General features: G+C 57.4%; 16 protein-coding genes. 11 read left to right on the top strand and 5 right to left on the bottom strand.

Annotated elements, in window-relative coordinates; all coding sequences use genetic code 11:
- Positions 1–11 precede the first annotated feature (11 nt).
- The 3 genes from RAN89_RS13095 to RAN89_RS13085 all read right to left on the bottom strand — a co-directional run bounded on the left by RAN89_RS13095 (position 12) and on the right by RAN89_RS13085 (position 2,535).
- Entirely contained in the window at positions 12–911 is a 900-nt protein-coding gene (locus RAN89_RS13095; protein WP_313866723.1) for an ABC transporter permease subunit, read from the bottom strand.
- On the bottom strand, positions 911–1,921 hold the full coding sequence (locus RAN89_RS13090) for an ABC transporter permease subunit (protein ID WP_087494136.1): 1,011 nt from the start codon (positions 1,919–1,921) through the stop codon (positions 911–913). The genes RAN89_RS13095 and RAN89_RS13090 overlap by 1 nt, the downstream gene beginning before the upstream one ends.
- A gap of 170 nt (positions 1,922–2,091) precedes the next feature.
- The gene (locus RAN89_RS13085; protein ID WP_087494135.1) at positions 2,092–2,535 is read right to left on the bottom strand and encodes an SWIB/MDM2 domain-containing protein; all 444 of its coding nucleotides are present in this window, start codon (positions 2,533–2,535) and stop codon (positions 2,092–2,094) included.
- 177 nt (positions 2,536–2,712) lie between these two features.
- Here RAN89_RS13085 and rraA point away from each other — a divergent pair, with 177 nt between their 5' ends.
- The gene (rraA, locus tag RAN89_RS13080) at positions 2,713–3,246 is read left to right on the top strand and encodes a ribonuclease E activity regulator RraA (RefSeq protein ID WP_313866722.1); all 534 of its coding nucleotides are present in this window, start codon (positions 2,713–2,715) and stop codon (positions 3,244–3,246) included.
- On the opposite strand, the gene RAN89_RS13075 is transcribed toward rraA, so the two are convergent.
- Positions 3,238–4,185 (bottom strand): DMT family transporter, encoded by a 948-nt coding sequence (locus RAN89_RS13075; protein WP_313866721.1) that lies wholly within the window; start codon positions 4,183–4,185, stop codon positions 3,238–3,240. The genes rraA and RAN89_RS13075 overlap by 9 nt on opposite strands.
- Positions 4,186–4,323: 138 nt before the next feature.
- On the opposite strand from RAN89_RS13075, the gene speB reads away from it, so the two are divergent.
- Positions 4,324–5,247, top strand: a complete 924-nt coding sequence (gene speB, locus RAN89_RS13070) for an agmatinase (RefSeq protein WP_313866720.1) — start codon at positions 4,324–4,326, stop codon at positions 5,245–5,247.
- Positions 5,248–5,258: 11 nt separating this feature from the next.
- Positions 5,259–6,563, top strand: a complete 1,305-nt coding sequence (locus RAN89_RS13065) for an NAD(P)/FAD-dependent oxidoreductase (protein WP_313866719.1) — start codon at positions 5,259–5,261, stop codon at positions 6,561–6,563.
- Here RAN89_RS13065 and pdxR read toward each other — a convergent pair.
- Entirely contained in the window at positions 6,547–8,007 is a 1,461-nt protein-coding gene (pdxR, locus tag RAN89_RS13060) for a MocR-like pyridoxine biosynthesis transcription factor PdxR (RefSeq protein ID WP_313866718.1), read from the bottom strand. The genes RAN89_RS13065 and pdxR overlap by 17 nt on opposite strands.
- 141 nt (positions 8,008–8,148) lie before the next feature.
- Between pdxR and RAN89_RS13055 the strand changes: the two genes are divergently transcribed.
- From RAN89_RS13055 to aceA, 8 genes are all read left to right on the top strand, one after another.
- Entirely contained in the window at positions 8,149–9,516 is a 1,368-nt protein-coding gene (locus RAN89_RS13055; RefSeq protein ID WP_087494129.1) for a glutamine synthetase family protein, read from the top strand.
- A gap of 28 nt (positions 9,517–9,544) precedes the next feature.
- Positions 9,545–10,939, top strand: coding sequence for an aspartate aminotransferase family protein (locus tag RAN89_RS13050; protein WP_313866717.1), 1,395 nt, complete (start codon positions 9,545–9,547; stop codon positions 10,937–10,939).
- A 92-nt stretch (positions 10,940–11,031) separates the two neighbouring features.
- Positions 11,032–12,192: an extracellular solute-binding protein gene (locus RAN89_RS13045; RefSeq protein ID WP_313866716.1), complete on the top strand. Its 1,161-nt coding sequence runs from the start codon at positions 11,032–11,034 to the stop codon at positions 12,190–12,192.
- An 88-nt stretch (positions 12,193–12,280) separates the two neighbouring features.
- The gene (locus RAN89_RS13040) at positions 12,281–13,381 is read left to right on the top strand and encodes an ABC transporter ATP-binding protein (protein ID WP_313866715.1); all 1,101 of its coding nucleotides are present in this window, start codon (positions 12,281–12,283) and stop codon (positions 13,379–13,381) included.
- Between the two features lie 8 nt (positions 13,382–13,389).
- Positions 13,390–14,307, top strand: a complete 918-nt coding sequence (locus RAN89_RS13035; RefSeq protein ID WP_313866714.1) for an ABC transporter permease — start codon at positions 13,390–13,392, stop codon at positions 14,305–14,307.
- Positions 14,308–14,315: 8 nt separating this feature from the next.
- The gene (locus tag RAN89_RS13030) at positions 14,316–15,176 is read left to right on the top strand and encodes an ABC transporter permease (protein WP_313866713.1); all 861 of its coding nucleotides are present in this window, start codon (positions 14,316–14,318) and stop codon (positions 15,174–15,176) included.
- A 76-nt stretch (positions 15,177–15,252) separates the two neighbouring features.
- Positions 15,253–16,581 carry a type III glutamate--ammonia ligase gene (locus RAN89_RS13025; protein WP_313866712.1) on the top strand — a complete coding sequence of 443 codons (1,329 nt, stop codon included), beginning with the start codon at positions 15,253–15,255 and terminating at the stop codon, positions 16,579–16,581.
- A 247-nt stretch (positions 16,582–16,828) separates the two neighbouring features.
- Positions 16,829–18,160, top strand: a complete 1,332-nt coding sequence (gene aceA, locus RAN89_RS13020; protein ID WP_087494122.1) for an isocitrate lyase — start codon at positions 16,829–16,831, stop codon at positions 18,158–18,160.
- The last annotated feature ends 180 nt before the right edge of the window (positions 18,161–18,340 follow it).

Raw genomic sequence — 18,340 nt, 5'->3', positions numbered from 1 at the left:
TTCTCTTGGGCTTAGCGTTTGAGTTTGGGGTCCAGCGCGTCGCGCAGTCCATCGCCCAACAGGTTGAACGCCAAAACCGTGATCAGAATCGCCAGACCGGGGAAGGTCACTACCCACCAGGCGCGCAGCACGAATTCACGCGCATCGGCCAGCATGGTTCCCCACTCGGGTGAGGGAGGTTGTGCGCCCAGGCCCAGAAAGCCCAGTGCGGCGGCATCCAGAATGGCGGTGGAGATACCCAGAGACGCTTGCACGATGAGCGGCGCGGTGCAGTTGGGTAGCACCTCGCTGAACATCAGCCGGATATGACCGGCTCCTGTCATCCGGGCAGCAGTCACATAGTCGCGCGAGGTCTCGGCAATCACGGCCGCGCGGGTAATGCGCACATAGTGCGGCAGCACCACAATGGCTACGGCCAACATGGCGTTCACCAAGCCCGGGCCGAGGATGGCCACAATCACGATAGCCAGCAGAAGGCTGGGCAGCGTGAGGATGATGTCCATCATCCGCATGATGGCGATTTCCAGAATGCCTTTGAAATACCCTGCGACCAGTCCCAACACGGTGCCGACCACGACCGACAAGGTCACCACGGCAATGCCGATGACCAGCGAGAGACGTGCGCCGTGCATGAGGCGCGACAGAATGTCGCGGCCGATGGCATCGGTTCCCAACAAGTAGGCGCGTGAGCCGCCTTCCTGCCAGGCGGGGGGCTTTAAAAATGCCGCGTTGTTGGTGAGATCGGGCGGGTAAGGTGCAATCCAGGGCGCCAACAAGGCCATGAGTAACACCATGACCACAATGGCCAAGCCGGCCAGTGCGCCCTTGTTGCCTTTGAAATAGCGCCAGAATTCCTGGAAGGGATGCGTCGGTTGTGACGCCACCGCAGCGTTCATCGTGGAAGTGCTCATTATTTCTGGTGGCGGATGCGTGGGTTGATGATGCCGTAGGTGATATCCACCAACAGGTTGACCGTCATGACCATCAGGCCCAACAGCAGCATGCCGCCTTGCAGGACCGGGTAGTCACGCCGGCTGATGGCTTCGATCAGCCACTTCCCCACACCCGGCCACGAGAAGATGGTTTCGGTCAGGATGGCCCCGGTGAACAACACGCCCACCTGAAGTCCGATCACCGTAATCACGGGAATCATGGCATTGCGCAGCGCATGGACTGCGACCACCCGCAGCCCGGTCAGGCCTTTGGCTCTTGCGGTGCGGATGTAGTCTTCCCCCATCACCTCCAGCATGGCCGAGCGTGTCATGCGCGCGATCACAGCCAGCGGGTTGGTGCCCAAAACGATGGTGGGCAATATCAGGTGAGAGGCTGCGGACCAGAAGGCGGCAGTCTCGCCGGCCAACAAGGTATCAATGAGCAGAAAGCCGGTGACCGGTTCAATGAAGTGCTGCACCGCGATCCGGCCGGACACCGGCGTCAGATCCAGCTGCACGGAAAACAGAAGAATCAGCAGCAAGCCCCACCAGAAAATCGGCATGGAATAGCCCGTGAGCGATACGCCCATCACGCCATGGTCCAGGAACGAATTGCGTTTGACAGCCGCAATGATGCCGGCGGGTATGCCGATCAACAAGGCAAAAATGATGGCGCACACTGCCAACTCGATGGTGGCAGGGAACAGGGTGGCGAATTCACTCAGGACGGGTTCCTGGGTGATGATGGATTTGCCCAAGTCGCCTTTGAGTACTTTGGCAATGTAGATGCCGTACTGCACCATGACTGGCTGGTCCAGACCGTACTCCTTGAGGAGCACTGCATGGCGTGCAGCGTCAATGCCGCGTTCGCCGGCCAGGGTTTCGATGGGATCGCCGGGGACCAACCGGATCAGGAAGAATGCGAGCAGTGTCATGCCGAAGAATGTCGGAATGATCAGGCTCAGTCGTGTGAAGATGAATCGCAGCATGAGGGGGTGGATTCTAGGCACGCAGTAGGGCGCAGATTCGTTGTCTGCACCAATAACGACTAGCGACTTTCCCTTATGGGGATTGGCACCAGTCACCCATGTGACAAATGGATAGAAACAAAAAAAGGCCGGGTCACTCCGGCCTCTTTGGGGATGTGCGCTTGCGCGTCTTACTTCAGGTGCTTGCCGATCAGGCCAGCCAATTCAAACATGGTCACTTGGGCCTTGCCGAAGATTTCCTTGAGCTTGGCATCCGCGTTGATGTTGCGCTTGTTGACTGCGTCTTGCAGGCCATTCTTCTTGATGTATGCCCACAGCTTGCTCACGACTTCAGTGCGTGGCAGAGCAGCTGCACCCACCACAGCAGCCAATGCGGCGCTAGGTGTCAAAGCCTTCATGAATGCAGCGTTCACGGTGCGCTTCTTGGCAGGAGCCTTCTTCGCAGCTACTTTCTTCGCAGGGGCTGCAGCTTTCTTGGCTGGAGCCGCGGCCTTCTTGGCGGGGGCTGCCTTAGCGGCTACTTTCTTTGCGGGAGCTGCAGCTTTGGTAGCGGGAGCAGCCTTCTTTGCTGGAGCAGCGGCTTTCTTTGCCGGTGCTTTTTTCGCAGTTGCCATGATTGATTGTCCTTTTAGAAGTTGATTTACCGCCAGCAAAAAACAGCTTCTTCACTGGTAGAGCACATGCTAATGGCAAAAAAGCGTGAATCCAAGGGCGCTACGTCAATTTTCCTAGGGGAATGTTGTTTTTTTCATTGGAGAATTGCCTGAAACCACACACCAAGGAGTCCCCACGTGTCTACCCCGGCCCATGCACCATTTTCGACCTGTGATTTTTGCGATGTTCACAAGAACGATCAGAGTGGCGATTTCCGTGTCCTTCCGCCCGTCTTCAAGGACTTCGGCGGATTGAAAAGCTTCATGGGGCCGGTCTATACGGTTCAATGTTTTGAGGACAACACCTTCGTCAAGCAGGCGGTGGACTCGCAGGGCTGGATCGATACGCCCACCGGCCGGGTTGCGCAGGTTCTGGTCGTGGACGGTGGTGCTTCTCTGCGCCGCGCGTTATTGGGGGGCAATCTGGCCGCAGCGGCAGCCCGCAATGGTTGGGCCGGTGTGTTGATTGACGGTTGTGTGCGGGATCTGGCCGAGCTGGAGCAACAACAGGTGGGTATCCGTGCCTTGGCCCCCATGCCATTGCCCACAGAAAAACGTCAGCAGGGACTGGTGCAGCTGCCTGTGCGTATTCAGGGCGTGTGGGTGCGCCCCGGTGAGTGGCTCTATGCGGACTGCGACGGAGTGGTGGTCAGCAGCAAGCCATTAATGTGAGCCTGTGCTGTCTTTGCCAGGCAGGGTCGCCAGCACCACGCTGAGCAGCGCAATGCCGAAAGCAAGAAGCTGCAAGCCGCCCAATGGCTCTCCCAAGACCACCACGCCGACAACGGCGGCAGAGATCGGCAACATCACGGTGAAAACACCGGCCCGTGATGCGGGCACGTTTTTGAGTCCGCTCATCCAAAGCCATACCGTCCACACGCTGGCGGCCAACGCGTAAAACACCAGCAAGAGCCACGACCCCGGCGATACAGCAGAGAAGTTGAACGACCACGCGATGTAGAGGCCGAAGGGGGTCATCAGCGCAAAGCCCCACAAGTTGATCAAGGCGGTAATCCGTCGGGGGCTGAGGGCGCCCGTCAGCTTCTTGGCGATCACGGCGTACGCAGCTTCACACAACACAGCAGCAAAGACCAGCGCGTTCCCGAGCAAAGGGTTATGAAAGGTTGAATTGGCCTCTGGCGCCGATGGAGTATGCGCGTGCAGCTCATTTTTTGATAGCGCAAGCAAACCGATGCCCAACGCACTGCATACGACTGCAGCCCAGGTGCGGCTGTTGATTTTTTCCTTCAGAAACACCCAGCTCATCAGCGCCACCACCGCCGGAATGGCCGCCATGATCACGCCTGCAGAGACTGCCGTGGTCATGCTGACACCGAAAAGCATGCAGATGGAGAAAAGGAAATTGCCGAAAAAAGATTCCAGAAAGAGATATTTTCGGGTGGCGGGTGACATGGGCAACTCATCGGCCGGGCGCTTGAGCCAATGCAGGGTGGCCAAGCCTCCGATGCCGAACCGCAACCACGCCAACAAAAACACCGGCAGCACCAGCACCAAGGGCTTGGACAGTGCCACATAGCTACCCACCAGAGCCATGCTCATGGCCAGAAGGGCGTAGGAAAACAAGCGGGGGCGGGCGTTGTTGGAATGCATGGGGCGTTATATCGAGCGGCGGATGCCGCAAAGTGCGGGAGCCTACACCAATCAGCGCGTGCGAAGTGGCACCAGTCCGCAAGAGGCGATCAGTTAACTTCGCTCTTCGATCAAATAACTCTTTCCTGGACAACGACCATGGGTATCGGCCAATTCGCTTACGCCAGCAACAGCAACCGTTTTCTCGCCAGTCAGGCGCTCGCCGGACAGGCCTATGCCCTGGCGGGCATTCCATTTGATGGTGCGGTTACCAACCGGCCGGGCGCCCGCTTCGGTCCCCAGGAGATCCGTCGCGCCTCATTGATGCTGTGTGACGGACTGCACCCCGTGTTTGAGGTGTCTCCATTGGCTCATCTGGGTGATGCCGGTGATATGGCGCTGCCGAACGCCTCTCCACTGACGGTGGTGCGTGAGGCTATCGAGACACAAGCGGCGCTATTGATGGACAAGCACCATTGCGTTTTTCTCGGGGGCGACCATTCGGTGACATTGCCTTTGCTGCGTGCCCTCAATCGCCGGCATGGCCAGGTGGCATTGATTCATTTCGATGCACATTGCGACACATGGGAAGACCATTTTGGTGAACCCTCGGGCCACGGCACATGGACGTATGAAGCCATTCAGGAAGGACTGGTCGTTCCTGAGAAAACAGTTCAAATCGGACTGCGCTCCAGCGGTGAGCGCGCTGCCCGCGAATATGTGAAAGATCAAGGCGGTCTGATATTCACTGCTCGGGATTTGAGGGGGCGGGATGGTGCAGGCTTAGCGGGTGTGATCACCCAGATCCGGGAGCGCTTGGGCGATACCCCTTGTTATCTGACTTTGGATATCGATTGCCTGGACCCTGCCTTTGCGCCCGGGACCGGCACTCCAGAGCCGGGCGGAATGACCAGTTCCCAGGTGCTGACTCTGCTCGAAGAACTGGCCCCACTGCATTTCGTCGGCATGGACTGTGTGGAGGTTGCACCCGCCTATGACCACGCCGAACTCACCAGCAATGCAGCTGCCACTTTTGTCTGGACCTATTTGAGTGGTCAGATCGCCAAAACCGCGAAGGCGTGAGGCCGCGCACCATGTCCTTGCTTCAGTCCGACACCCAGCTCAACCGCCATAGCTACTACGAGGCCAGTGTGCGGCGTCCGCAGCCCTGTGCGCCCTTGCAGGGTGACGTGACCGTAGATGTGGTCGTGGTCGGGGGCGGTTTTGCGGGCTTGTGTACTGCCTTGGACTTGCGGGCTGCGGGCTATACGGTGGCCTTGCTGGAGGCCGACCGCATTTGCAGTGGCGCTTCGGGTCGCAATGGCGGACAGTTCATCGTCGGGCTGGCCAGCGGACAGAGGCCCTACGAGGAGCAGGCCGGCGCATCGGTGGCGAGGCAGGTCTGGGACATGTCGCTGGAGGCGGTTGCATTGTTGCAAGAGCGCGTAGCCCAGCACGGCATTGAATGCGATGTGGTCAAAGGCTACCTGACAGTGGCCGACAGCCCGCGCAAAGCCAAGGCTCTACGGGAAGATGCGGTGACGCTGGAGCGCGACTACGGATTCGCGACCGAGTGGCTGACCGGCGATGCACTTGAGCAGCACATTCGCAGCCCACGATACTGCGCAGCAACGTGGGAAGGGCAGTCAGGACATCTGCATCCCCTGAAATACGGTTTGGGCTTGGCACGTGCTGCTCTGGCCGCAGGCGTTCAGGTTTTTGAATACTCAGCAGTGACCGGGCTTCAGAGAGGATCCACGGTTCGGGCGTCGACTGCAAGCGGTTCTGTAAGTGCCCAATTTGCGGTGCTGGCCGGTAACTGTGCCCTGCCGGAAATCGGCCCCGAGGTGGCTCCGGAGATCAGTGCACGCATCATGCCCGTCGGCACGTACATCATCGGCACAGAGCCCTTGGGGGAATCTGCCGCTCGGGCCTTGCTGCCCGGTAATGCTGCTGTCTGCGACAACAATTTTGCGGTCGACTACTTTCGTTTCAGTGCAGACCATCGCATGCTGTTCGGTGGTGGTGTTAGCTATTCCACAGCTACCCCAGCCCATCTCAAACAAAAAATGTCCAAGCGCATGGCGGCTGCTTTTCCGGAGCTGAAAGACGTTGCTGTGGACTATGTGTGGGGCGGTTTCGTCGACATCAGCATGAGCAGAGCACCGGATTTCGGTCGGCTAGACTCCAACATCTATTACCTGCAGGGCTTCAGTGGCCATGGGGTCGCGCTCACGGGTTTGGCGGGCCGCTTGGTGGCACAAGCAATCGACGGTCAGGCAAAACGCCTGGATATGTTTGCCCGCATCCAGCACCGTCGCTTCCCCGGCGGGCGTTTGCTGCGCATGCCCAGCTTGGTGCTGGGCATGGCGTATCACCAGCTCAAAGACCTTCTATAGCGTTCGAGACCAGCCGAGCCAATACTGGCCCCCAATGGGCGATGTCACCCAGCGTGGCGTAGCCGTAGCCGATGACCAGCCCCTTGGCGTCTTGGCGTTGCAGGCAATAAGCAGATAGCGGTCGCACCACCATCCCCGCCTGACCGATGCGCCGCGCCAGGGCTTCATCGTCCACTTCTGTGGGCAGTTGCAGGCAAAGATGCAGACCTTGCTCAGCACCACTGATGCTTGCGCGGTCGCCCAATACCGGTTGCAACGCATCCAGCAGGCATTTGCGCCGCTGGGCGTAGCTCTGGCGGGCTTTGCGCAGTGCCGCGGCGAAGTGCCCCAGCTCGATGAACTCCGCCAGGGCCGCTTGCAAGGGAAGTTGTCCCGGCCGGTTCAGGTCATAGTGCGCTTGTTTGAATGCAGCAGCCAGACTCTTGGGGACGACGAGGTAGCCCAGCTTCAAGCCCGGATACAGCACCTTGGAAAATGACCCGAGGTACAAAACCCTGCTGTCCGTATCCAACCCTGCCAGTGACGACAAGGGGGGGCCGCTGAAACGGAATTCGCTGTCGTAGTCATCCTCCAGAATCCACGCGTTGTGCTGTTGCCCCAGCGCCAACAGCTGCTGACGCCTTGCCAGGGACATGACAGCCCCCGTGGGATATTGGTGAGAAGGGGTTGTGTAAATCAGCCTTGGCGGGTGCTTTTCATCGACGGCGGAAGGCGCCATGCCCTGGGGGTCCACCGCCACAGCGTGGAGCTTCAAGCCTGCTGCCGTGAATGCCTTGACAGCGCCCCAGTACGCAGGGTCTTCCATCCAGACAGTATCGCCATAGTCTGCCAACATGTGCGCGCACAGGTCCAGCGATTGTTGGGTACCGTTAGTGATGATGACTTGTTCTACTTCCACTGGAACACTGCGTGAGACCCGAAGGTAATCCGCGACTGCACGGCGCAAGGGGGTGTGGCCCCCGCCATAGGAGTAGTCCAGCATGTCCGGGTAGGTCATGCGCCAGTGTTTGTTCTGGAGGCGCTGCCACAGGGAGACCGGGAAGGCACTGAAATCCGCAACGCCGGGGGTGAAAGGTTGGACCTCCAATTGCGCTGATGTGAACTGGGTGGATACAGCCACACCCCGGTTAGACAGTCCGGTGTGAGTGTGTGCACGTGCCGGTCGAAGTCGTGTGATGGGTCGCGTTTGGTCATTGACGTAGGTGCCGCTGCCTACACGGCTGACCAGATAGCCCTCCGTCACCAACTGGTTGACGGCGGCCACCACGGTGTTCCGGGAGAGGTCCAGATCTTGGGTGAGTTCCCGGCTGGAAGGAAGCTTGTCGCCGGCATGGAGCTTGCCTTCGAGGATGGCGCGCCTCATGGCCTCGTAAAGCTGGCGGTGCAGCGGCATGCCTTTGTCGGCCAGCTGGTGCATTTCACTCAGGATAAGTTCTGACAGCAATTCGGCTTTGTCCGGTTAAAGTGGCACCATGGAGGCCGTTTAAATGGCTCCGGTTTGAAGCCAATTCTGCACCAGAATGAATTTGTTGCAAGCGTTGTGCCAAGGACTTTCAAGGCCGGCAACGTTTCAAGGAGATGAAAAATGACTGAAAACAAAACGATGAATTTCAACGATCTGGAGCAATGGCTCAACGAGCGGCGTGTCACCGAAGTCGAATGTCTGGTGCCTGACTTGACGGGTGTTGCTCGCGGAAAAATTTTGCCCCGTGCCAAGTTCACAGAAGACCGTGGCATGCGTTTGCCCCAAGCCATTGTGGCCATGGGCGTGACGGGCGAGTTCCCCGAAAGCGGCCCTTACTATGACGTGATCGACCCCACCGACAAAGACATGCAATTGCGGCCGGACCCCTCGTCCGTGCGTATCGTTCCGTGGGCGGCTGATCCCACAGCCCAAGTGATTCACGATTGCTTTGACCATGAAGGTAAGCTGGTGCCCTTCGCCCCCCGAAGCGTACTGCGCCGCGTGTGCGACCTGTACGAGGCCGAAGGGCTGCAGCCCATCGTGGCGCCTGAGCTGGAGTTCTACCTGACAGCGCGCAACACCGATCCCAACACCTTGCTAAGGGCTCCGGTAGGGCGCAGCGGCCGCGCTGAAACCTCCCGTCAGGCCTACAGCATTGATGCTGTGAACGAGTTCGATCCCTTGTTTGAAGAGATCTACGAGTATTCCGACAAGATGGAGCTGAACGTCGACACCTTGATCCACGAAGTGGGGGCAGGGCAGATGGAAATCAACTTCTTCCATAACAAGCCCCTGGGCCTGGCGGATGAAGTTTTCTTCTTCAAGCGGACCGTCCGTGAAGCAGCCATGCGGCACGACATGTATGCCACGTTCATGGCCAAGCCGATTGCCGGCGAGCCCGGCAGTGCCATGCACGTACACCAAAGCCTGGTGGACATTGCCTCCGGCAAGAACGTGTTCAGCAATGAGGACGGCACGCCGTCCGAAGCATTCATGCATTACATCGGCGGCTTGCAGCGCTACATTCCTGCAGCCATGGTGCTGGTAGCGCCCTACGTCAACAGCTACCGCCGTCTTTCCCGCAATACGGCGGCGCCTATCAACATCGAGTGGGGTTATGACAACCGCACGGTGGGTATCCGTTCACCCATTTCGTCACCCGCGGCCCGCCGTGTGGAAAACCGGGTGATCGGTGCTGATGCCAACCCTTACGTGGCCATGGCCATGACGCTGGCTTGCGGATACCTGGGGCTCAAAAACAAGATCAAACCCAAGCCCGAAATGCGGGGTGATGCGTACCTGTCCCCCTATGCCTTGCCACGTAGCCTGGGCGAAGCGCTGGACTGGCTGCGCAAGGAGTCCGATCTACACGAGGTGCTGGGCAAAGAGTTCATTACGGTCTACTCCGAAATCAAGGAGCTGGAGTTTGATGAGTTCATGAAAGTCATCTCTCCGTGGGAACGTGAGCACCTCTTGCTTCACGTCTAAATTTGTTTTGCTTATTCACGAGCCTGCCATGAACACAGTCGTCGATACCGCCCTGATCCAGTCTTTGGACAGCGCCCATTTCCTTCACCCGTTTACTGATTTCAAGGACCTTAACGGCCGTGGTGCGCGGGTGATTACCCGGGCGGAAGGTGTGTACGTTTGGGACTCCGAAGGCCATCGCATCCTGGATTGCATGAGCGGCTTATGGTGTGTCAACGCCGGCTACGGCCGCAAAGAGCTGGCAGATGCCGCCCATCAGCAAATGATGACGCTGCCTTACTACAACAGCTTTTTCCAGACTACCAATGTGCCGGCGGTTCAACTTGCTGCCAAATTGGCATCGCTTGCACCTGACGTGGGTGACCGCAGCTTCCAGCATGTGTTCTATTCTTCCAGCGGTAGCGAAAGCAACGATTCCAACGTGCGCATGGTGCGCCGCTACTGGGACTTGCTCGGGCAGCCGCAACGCAAGGTCATCATCAGCCGGAATAACGCCTACCATGGCAGCACCATGGCAGGTGCCTCGCTGGGGGGCATGAGTGGCATGCATGCACAGGGCGACCTGCCGATCCCCAACATCACCCATATTGAGCAACCTTACTATTTCGAGAATGGTTTGCCGGGCGAGACGGCCGAGGAATTCGGTGTCCGCGCTGCAGGTTGGCTGGAGGAAAAAATCCTGGCAGTCGGGCCAGACAAGGTTGCGGCATTTATTGCTGAACCAGTGCAGGGCGCGGGGGGCGTGATCATCCCTCCTTCCACCTACTGGCCTGAAATCCAGCGCATCGTTGACAAGTACGGCATCTTGTTGATCAGCGATGAAGTTATTTGTGCCTTTGGTCGTCTGGGCCACTGGTTTGGCTATGAGAAGTTCGGCTACAAGCCCGACCTTGTGACCTTTGCCAAGGCAATCACCAGCGGCTACATGCCCTTGGGCGGCGTCATGGTGGGGAACCGCGTGGCGAAGGTGCTGATAGAGCAGGGCGGTGAGTTCAACCACGGCTACACCTACAGCGGGCACCCGGTCGCATGTGCGGTGGGCTTGGCCAATCTCGAGATCATGGAGCGCGAGCAGCTCCCTCAAAAGGTGCATGGCGAAATCGGTGCGTACTTTGCCCAGCGCTATGCCGAGCTGAACGACCACCCGCTGGTCGGCGTGGCGGAGACCTGTGGTTTCGTGGGGGGCTTGGTGTTGGTGAAAGACAAAGCCCGCAAGACACGTTTTCACGGCGATGACGGCGTCGGCATGATTTGTCGCGGCCATTGCTTCCAAAACGGGCTGATCATGCGTGCAGTCGGCGATCGGATGATCATTGCCCCTCCGTTGATCATGACGCGTGCTGACATCGACGAAATGATGCGCCTGATTTATCTGGCATTGGACCTCACTCAGACCGAGTTGAAGGCCCGGGGCCTGCTATAGCACTTCTATAATCTTTTTTGGTCTGAATATTGCTTGAGTCAGGCTTGTAGTTCGTAGTCCCCCGAATCCATTTCTACGGAGATTTGCTCACCATGAATAAGTACCTTTGCACGTTTGCGCTCTCAGCGCTTGTCTTGGCCGCTTGCGGCAAAAAAGAAGAGGCGCCTGCAGCCGCAGCTGCGCCGGCAGCAGTCGCCAGCGCGCCTGCAGCACCTGCCAATATCGAAGAGAAGGTACTGAACATCTACAACTGGCCTGACTACATTCCCGAAGGCATGATCGCCGCCTTCGAGAAAGAAACCGGCATCAAGGTCAATTACGACACGTTTGAAACCAACGAGGCTCTGCACGCCAAGCTGGTTGCCGGCAACACCGGTTACGACCTGGTGGTTCCCGGTACGGTGTTTGCCAAGCCGCAAATCGAAGGCGGCCTGCTGCAGCCTCTGGACAAAGCCAAGATCAAGAATCTAGCGAATCTGGATCCAGCATTGATGGCCACCATGACCAAGGCGGACCCCGAAAACAAGCATCTGGTCCCATGGGCCTGGAGCTTCACCACCGTAGGCATCAACAAGACCAAGGTTGAGAAGGCTTTGGGTGGCATGCCCATGCCCGAAAACGCTTGGGACCTGGTGTTCAACCCCAAGTACACCGCCAAGCTGAAGTCTTGCGGCATCGCTTACCTGGATTCCCCGACTGAAATTCTGCCCGTGGCTCTGCACTACATCGGCAAGGACGCTTACTCCAACAGCAGCGACGACTACAAGGAAGCCGCAGCGATGTTGGCCAAGGTTCGCAAGGATGTCCGTTTGTTCAGCTCTACCATGATCGATGACATCGCTGGCGGCAAAGCCTGCGCGGCTATCGGTTGGGCAGGTGATATCAACATTGCAGCCGGCCGTGCCAAAGAAAACGGCTCCAAAGACGTGATCGAGGCCTTGCTGCCCAGCACTGGTGCTCTGATCTTTATTGACTCCATTGGTCTGACCAAGGATGCCAAGCACCCCAACAACGCGCACGCGTTCATCGACTTCTATCTGCGCCCAGACAACGCAGCGCTGATGACCAATGAAATGAACTACAACACCGGCAACAAGGCCGCTGTGGACAAGATCAAACCTGAAATCGCCAGCAACAAGAGCATCTTTGTGGATGCTGACTACTTCGGCAAGATGATTCCTCCCAGCAGCTTCACCAACGAAGCGCGCGAGTCCATGGCCAATGCCTACAACGCATTCAAAAAAGGCAAGTAATTTCCTGATTTGAGTGCTCCCAAGGGCTGTTTGTACGCCGGTATGAACAGCCCTTTTTGCTTCTAGAGACATCATCAAAGGTCATCACATGGCAGTGCAACCCGACAAAATGGGATATCTGGTAACCGAAAAGCTGGTCAAGCGGTTTGACGAGGCCGTCGCCGTGGACGAGGTTTCACTGTCGATCGGGCAGGGCGAGATCTTTGCCTTGCTGGGCAGCTCTGGTTGTGGCAAATCCACTTTGCTGCGCATGTTGGCAGGCTTTGAGTCGCCGACCTCCGGTCGTATTTTGTTAGGTGGCCAGGACGTCGCCAAGCTGGCGCCGTATGACCGACCCATCAACATGATGTTCCAGAGCTATGCGCTATTCCCTCATCTGGACATTTGGGAAAACGTGGCATTCGGACTGAAGCGGGAAGGCCTGCTCAAAGACGAAATCAAGCAGCGTGTTGGTGAGATGCTGGATCTCGTGCAGCTCGGCGCCTATGCCAAACGCAAGCCCCACCAATTGTCAGGCGGGCAACAACAGCGTGTTGCGCTAGCCCGCAGTCTGGCCAAGCGCCCCAAGTTGCTGCTGTTGGATGAACCTCTGGGTGCTTTGGACAAAAAGCTGCGTGAACAAACCCAGTTCGAGCTGGTGAACATCATTGAAAAGGTCGGCGTGACCTGTGTCATGGTGACCCACGACCAGGAAGAAGCCATGACGATGGCGAGCCGAATTGCGGTCATGAGCAAGGGCCGCGTGTTGCAGGTTGGCAGCCCCGAAGAGGTGTACGAGCACCCGGCGAACCGGTTCGTGGCCGACTTTATCGGCAATGTGAACATCTTCGAAGGCCGCCTCAGCGTGGACGAGGTGGACCGTTGTGCAGCGGTCACCGGTATCGGCGAAATTCAGGTAGGGCATGGCGTGAGTGGCACGCTCAATATGCCGGTCGGTATTGCAGTGCGCCCCGAGAAGATCGAAATCAGCAAGACCCGACCTGCAGCGGCGGTGAATGTTTTTACGGGCAAAGTCAAAGAGATAGCTTATTTCGGCTCTTACAACACCTACATCGTGGTGGCGACCGATGGCACCAAGGTGAAGATCACCGAGGCCAACACCTCCCGACAGGATGTGAGTGACATCACCTGGGAAGACAATGTGTTTTTCTGGTGGGGTGACCGCTCCGGCATCGTGCTGCGCGATTAAGGACTGCCATGGCCTCTTCAAATCTATCGATGCCGGGTCGCCGTTTTGTGATAGGCGTGCCCTATGGATGGCTGTTGATTTTTTTCCTGCTGCCTTTTTTGATCCTGCTCTACATCAGTTTTGTAGACATGGGCAACGATATCAACCCGTTCAAGCCGATATGGGATACCAGCACTGGTTTGTTGCAGTTGAAGTATGAAAACTACTGGTCCATCTTCCGAACTAGTGAAGGCGGCCCGCTGTTCCAGACGCTCTATATCGAAGCCTATTTGCGCTCCATCTGGTACGCCTTGTGCACGGCCGTTTTGTGTCTGCTGATCGGCTATCCCTTCGCCTATTTCATTGCCAGGTCCAAACCTAGCGTGCGGCCGGCATTGCTGATGATGGTGATGTTGCCGTTCTGGACGTCGTTTCTGCTGCGCGTCTATGCATGGAAAGGCATTCTGGCGGACCAGGGTGTGATCAATCAGTTCATGATGGCTGTCGGCCTCACCTCCGAGCCCGTACAAATGCTCTACACCAATGTGTCCATGCTGGTAGGTATGACCTATGTGTATTTGCCCTTCATGATTCTCCCCTTGTACGCCAACCTGGTGAAGATGGACTTCCGCTTGCTGGAGGCGGCCTATGACCTGGGTACTTCGCCATTCAAGGCCTTCTGGCTGATTACGGTGCCACTGTCCAAAGCGGGCATCGTCGCGGGTTTCATGCTGGTGTTTATTCCATCGGTCGGTGAATTTGTCATTCCTTCCCTGTTGGGTGGTCCCGAAAACATCATGATCGGCCGCGTTGTCTGGGACGAGATGTTCACCAGCAACAACTGGCCCCGGGCAAGCGCCTTGGCTGTGGTGATGATCGGATTGATTGTGGTGCCCTTGGCCCTGTATTACCGCTACACCGGCGATGCCGCTGAAGCCAAGCATTGAGGTGAATCATGAAAGCCTGGTTTGAAAAGCACTTCGGCAAGGTCTGGATGGCCGTGGTCTATGCGTTCCTCTACATGCCACTCCTGTTTATGGTGGTGTTCTCGTTCAACAGCACCCGTCAGGATGCCAACTTCACCGGATTTTCTTTCCGTTGGTATGAGGCACTGACCAAAGACACCAAAATCGTGGAGGGCTTTTGGTTGTCAGTTCAGGTGGCCTTGGTTACAGGCGTGCTGTCTGCCGTGCTGGGCACCTTTGCGGCCTTTGTGCTGGTGCGCTACCGGCGCTTCCTCGGGCGTACTGCGTTTTCCGGCATGGTGAATGCACCCTTGGTGATGCCAGAGGTGGTGATTGGTCTCTCCCTTTTGCTGCTGATGGTGGGGGCTCAAAACGTGTTCGGTTGGCCCGAGCGCGGTATGTTCACCATCATCTTGGGGCACACCTTGTTGGGCATGGCTTACGGTATGGTCGTTGTGCAATCCCGTCTTCTGGAGATGAACCGCTCAATCGAGGAGGCCGCGATGGACCTGGGCGCCCGCCCGCATGAGGTGTTCTTCCTGATTACCTTGCCGAACATTGCGCAGGGCATTCTGGCTGCGTTTCTCTTGAGTTTCACGCTGTCGTTTGACGATGTGGTGATCTCGGAGTTTCTGTCCGGCCCTGGCGTGAACACCTTGCCGCAAGTCATATTTGGCTACGCGCGCCGGGGTATCAATCCGACCATCTATGCCGCTGCCACGTTGCTCATTTTGACGGTGACCATTGTGATCATCAGCTATAGCGTGTGGGTTGCCCGCCAGACACGCAAGAGGGAACGCGAGATTGCCGCCGCCACCCGCGCGGGTACGACTGCGATCCAACCTGCCTGAACGTCCGGCAATGCTCGCTCTGCTATTGATTTCATAGCTCGTCGCGCAGGTGCGGCGTGCGCCATAGGCTATTTTTATGCACAACTATCCCGCCCTCATAGCCGCGCTCAAAGCGCAAGGCATTCATTCGCTGTTGCCGCAGTTCAGCGATATCCACGGTGTGGCCAAGGGCAAACTGGTCCCCGTTGAAAACTTGCGCGAATGGGTGGAGGTAGGCGCTGGATTTGCCGGTCCCAGCATCTGGGGCACGGGACTGCCGCGCTACGGGGCCCGCAGTGAGTATTACGGGCGTGTGGTGCCGGAAACCATACGGGCGCTGCCCTTTATGCCGGGCGTGGCGCATGCCGTCTGTGACGGATTTGCCGGTGGGGAGCCCCTTGAAACTTGCTCGCGCCAGTTGCTTCAAAAGGCGATTCAGAAATTGAAAGAGCGGGGCTGGACCTTGTGGGTGGGTATCGAGCCGGAATACTTTCTGCTCAACAAACGCGACGGCTGTTGGCAAGTGGCGGACGTGCAGGATGGACTGGATAAGCCTTCGTACGATTTGAAATCCATCCATCGCAATGCGGCTTACCTGGACGACATGCGCCAGACGCTCACCAGTCTGGGCTTTGAGTTGCAGCAGATGGACCATGAAGATGCCACCGGTCAGTACGAGATCAACTATCGCTTCGACCATGCATTGGCTGCGGCAGATCGCTTCATGCTGTTCAAACTGGCAGCACACGCCGTGGCCGAACGTCACGGCATGGTGTTTAGCTGCATGCCAAAGCCACTGGCGCAAGCTCCCGGCAGCGGGCTGCATTTCCATTTGAGCATCACGGATGCCGAAGGTGTGCCGGTGTTTTCTGATGTGTCCGGTAGCTTGGGTTTGAGCCGAGTAGGGCACGCATTTGCAGCTGGCCTACTGGCGCACGCGGATGCATTGGCTGCCATTTGCGCTCCCACAGTGAACAGCTACAAGCGTTTAGCCAGCAGTGCCAGTGCGTCTGGTACTACGTGGTCGCCTGTGTGGAAGGCCTACGGAGATAACAACCGGACTTGTGTGGTGCGCACGGTGGCAGGTCGCATGGAATGGCGTTTGCCAGACCCGTCATGTAACGTGTACGCCGCTTTGGCCGGCACCTTGCTCGCGGGCCTCGATGGCGTAGACCGTGGCATGGTGCCACCTCAGCCTTGTGAGCAAGACCTCTATGCGGTAGCGGCCGCTGGTGAGGCCTTGCCTGCTCAACTGCCCCGGAGCTTGCAGGAGGCATTGGACGCTTTGGCAGCGGATGGTGATTTGACTGCGTCCATGGGGCAAGCTTTTGTGGACCAGTTTCTGGCTATCAAGCGTGCTGAGTGGGACGCTTTTCACCAGCAGGTCAGTGCCTGGGAGATGGAGCGTTACGCCGCGTTCTATTGATTTTTTACTAGGCGCTTTTTCATTTCGTATTGTGAATTAAGCGGATCTGGATTACGCGGCTGCTATATCGTATGGAGTTAATTGATTTTGCATTGAGAAATGAACTCTCTAAGTGCTTGATTTGATTGATGAAAATTTATGTCTTATATAAGACATAAGATTGAACATGTGTCTTATATAAGACTTAGAATACAGTCATCGGCAATCGAAATTGGCCGAATCAATCAACCAACCTAGGAGTGTTCTCATGCCGCAATCCATCAAAGAGCAATTGAGCCGCGAACAACAAATCGCAGCCTTGGAAAAAGACTGGGCGACCAACCCCCGTTGGAAGCTGGTCAAGCGTGGTTACAGCGCCGCCGACGTCGTGCGTCTGCGCGGTAGCCTGCAGCCTGAGTACACCCTGGCACAGCGCGGTGCTGAGAAGCTGTGGGAAAAAGTGAACGGCGGCGCCAAGAAGGGTTACGTCAACGCTTTCGGTGCGATCTCTGCGGGCCAAGCGATGCAGCAAGCCAAGGCTGGCTTGGAGGCGGTGTACCTGTCCGGATGGCAAGTAGCTGCAGACGGCAACACCTCTGAGACCATGTACCCCGACCAGTCGTTGTATGCCTACGACTCGGTGCCCACCATGGTTCGCCGCATCAACAACACGTTCAAGCGTGCTGACGAAATCCAGTGGTCCCGCGGTATCAACCCGGGCGATAAAGAATTCATCGACTACTTCCTGCCCATCGTGGCTGATGCCGAAGCCGGCTTCGGTGGCGTGCTGAACGCATTTGAACTGATGAAGAACATGATTCAAAGCGGCGCTGCAGGCGTTCACTTTGAAGACCAGTTGGCTGCAGTGAAGAAATGCGGCCACATGGGTGGCAAGGTTCTCGTCCCTACCCAGGAAGCTGTTGAAAAGCTGATCTCTGCGCGCTTTGCTGCTGACGTCATGGGCGTGCCCACCATCGTGCTGGCCCGTACCGATGCAGAAGCTGCCAACCTGATCACTTCCGACCACGACGCCAACGACAAGCCTTTCTTGACTGGCGAGCGCACACAAGAAGGCTTCTACCGTGTCAAGAACGGTCTGGAACAAGCCATCAGCCGCGGTGTGGCATACGCACCTTATGCGGACTTGGTGTGGTGCGAAACAGGCGTGCCGGATATCGGCTTTGCCCGTGAGTTCGCCCAAGCGGTGCACGCTGCTTGCCCCGGCAAGTTGCTGTCCTACAACTGCTCACCCTCCTTCAACTGGAAGAAGAACCTCAATGACAGCCAGATCGCATCCTTCCAGGAAGACCTGTCTGCGCTGGGTTACAAATACCAGTTCATCACCTTGGCAGGTATCCACATCAACTGGTTCAACACCTTCCAGTTCGCTCATGCATACGCCCAAGGTGAAGGCATGAAGCACTACACCAACATGGTGCAGGAGCCCGAATTCGCAGCCCGCGAAAAGGGTTACACCTTCGTGTCGCACCAGCAGGAAGTCGGCGCGGGTTACTTCGACGATGTGACGACCGTGATCCAGGGCGGTTCCTCCTCTGTGAAGGCACTGACCGGTTCTACCGAAGAAGAGCAATTCCACTAAGCCAACCGCTGTGGAGTCAAGGCCGGGTCGCTCACAAGGCGCTCGGCCTTTTTTCATCCATGCAGACTGCGGTTAAAATGCACTTATCAACTTTGTATAAGAGCGAGAAAGGCAGTTTGGTTATGACACCGCGAACTACACCGGCAACATTCATCAGCGAATAAGGCCGTAGTCCGCGCG

Source organism: Rhodoferax mekongensis (assembly GCF_032191775.1).
Lineage (GTDB): Bacteria > Pseudomonadota > Gammaproteobacteria > Burkholderiales > Burkholderiaceae_C > Allorhodoferax > Allorhodoferax mekongensis.
This window is presented reverse-complemented; position numbering and strand designations above follow the sequence as displayed.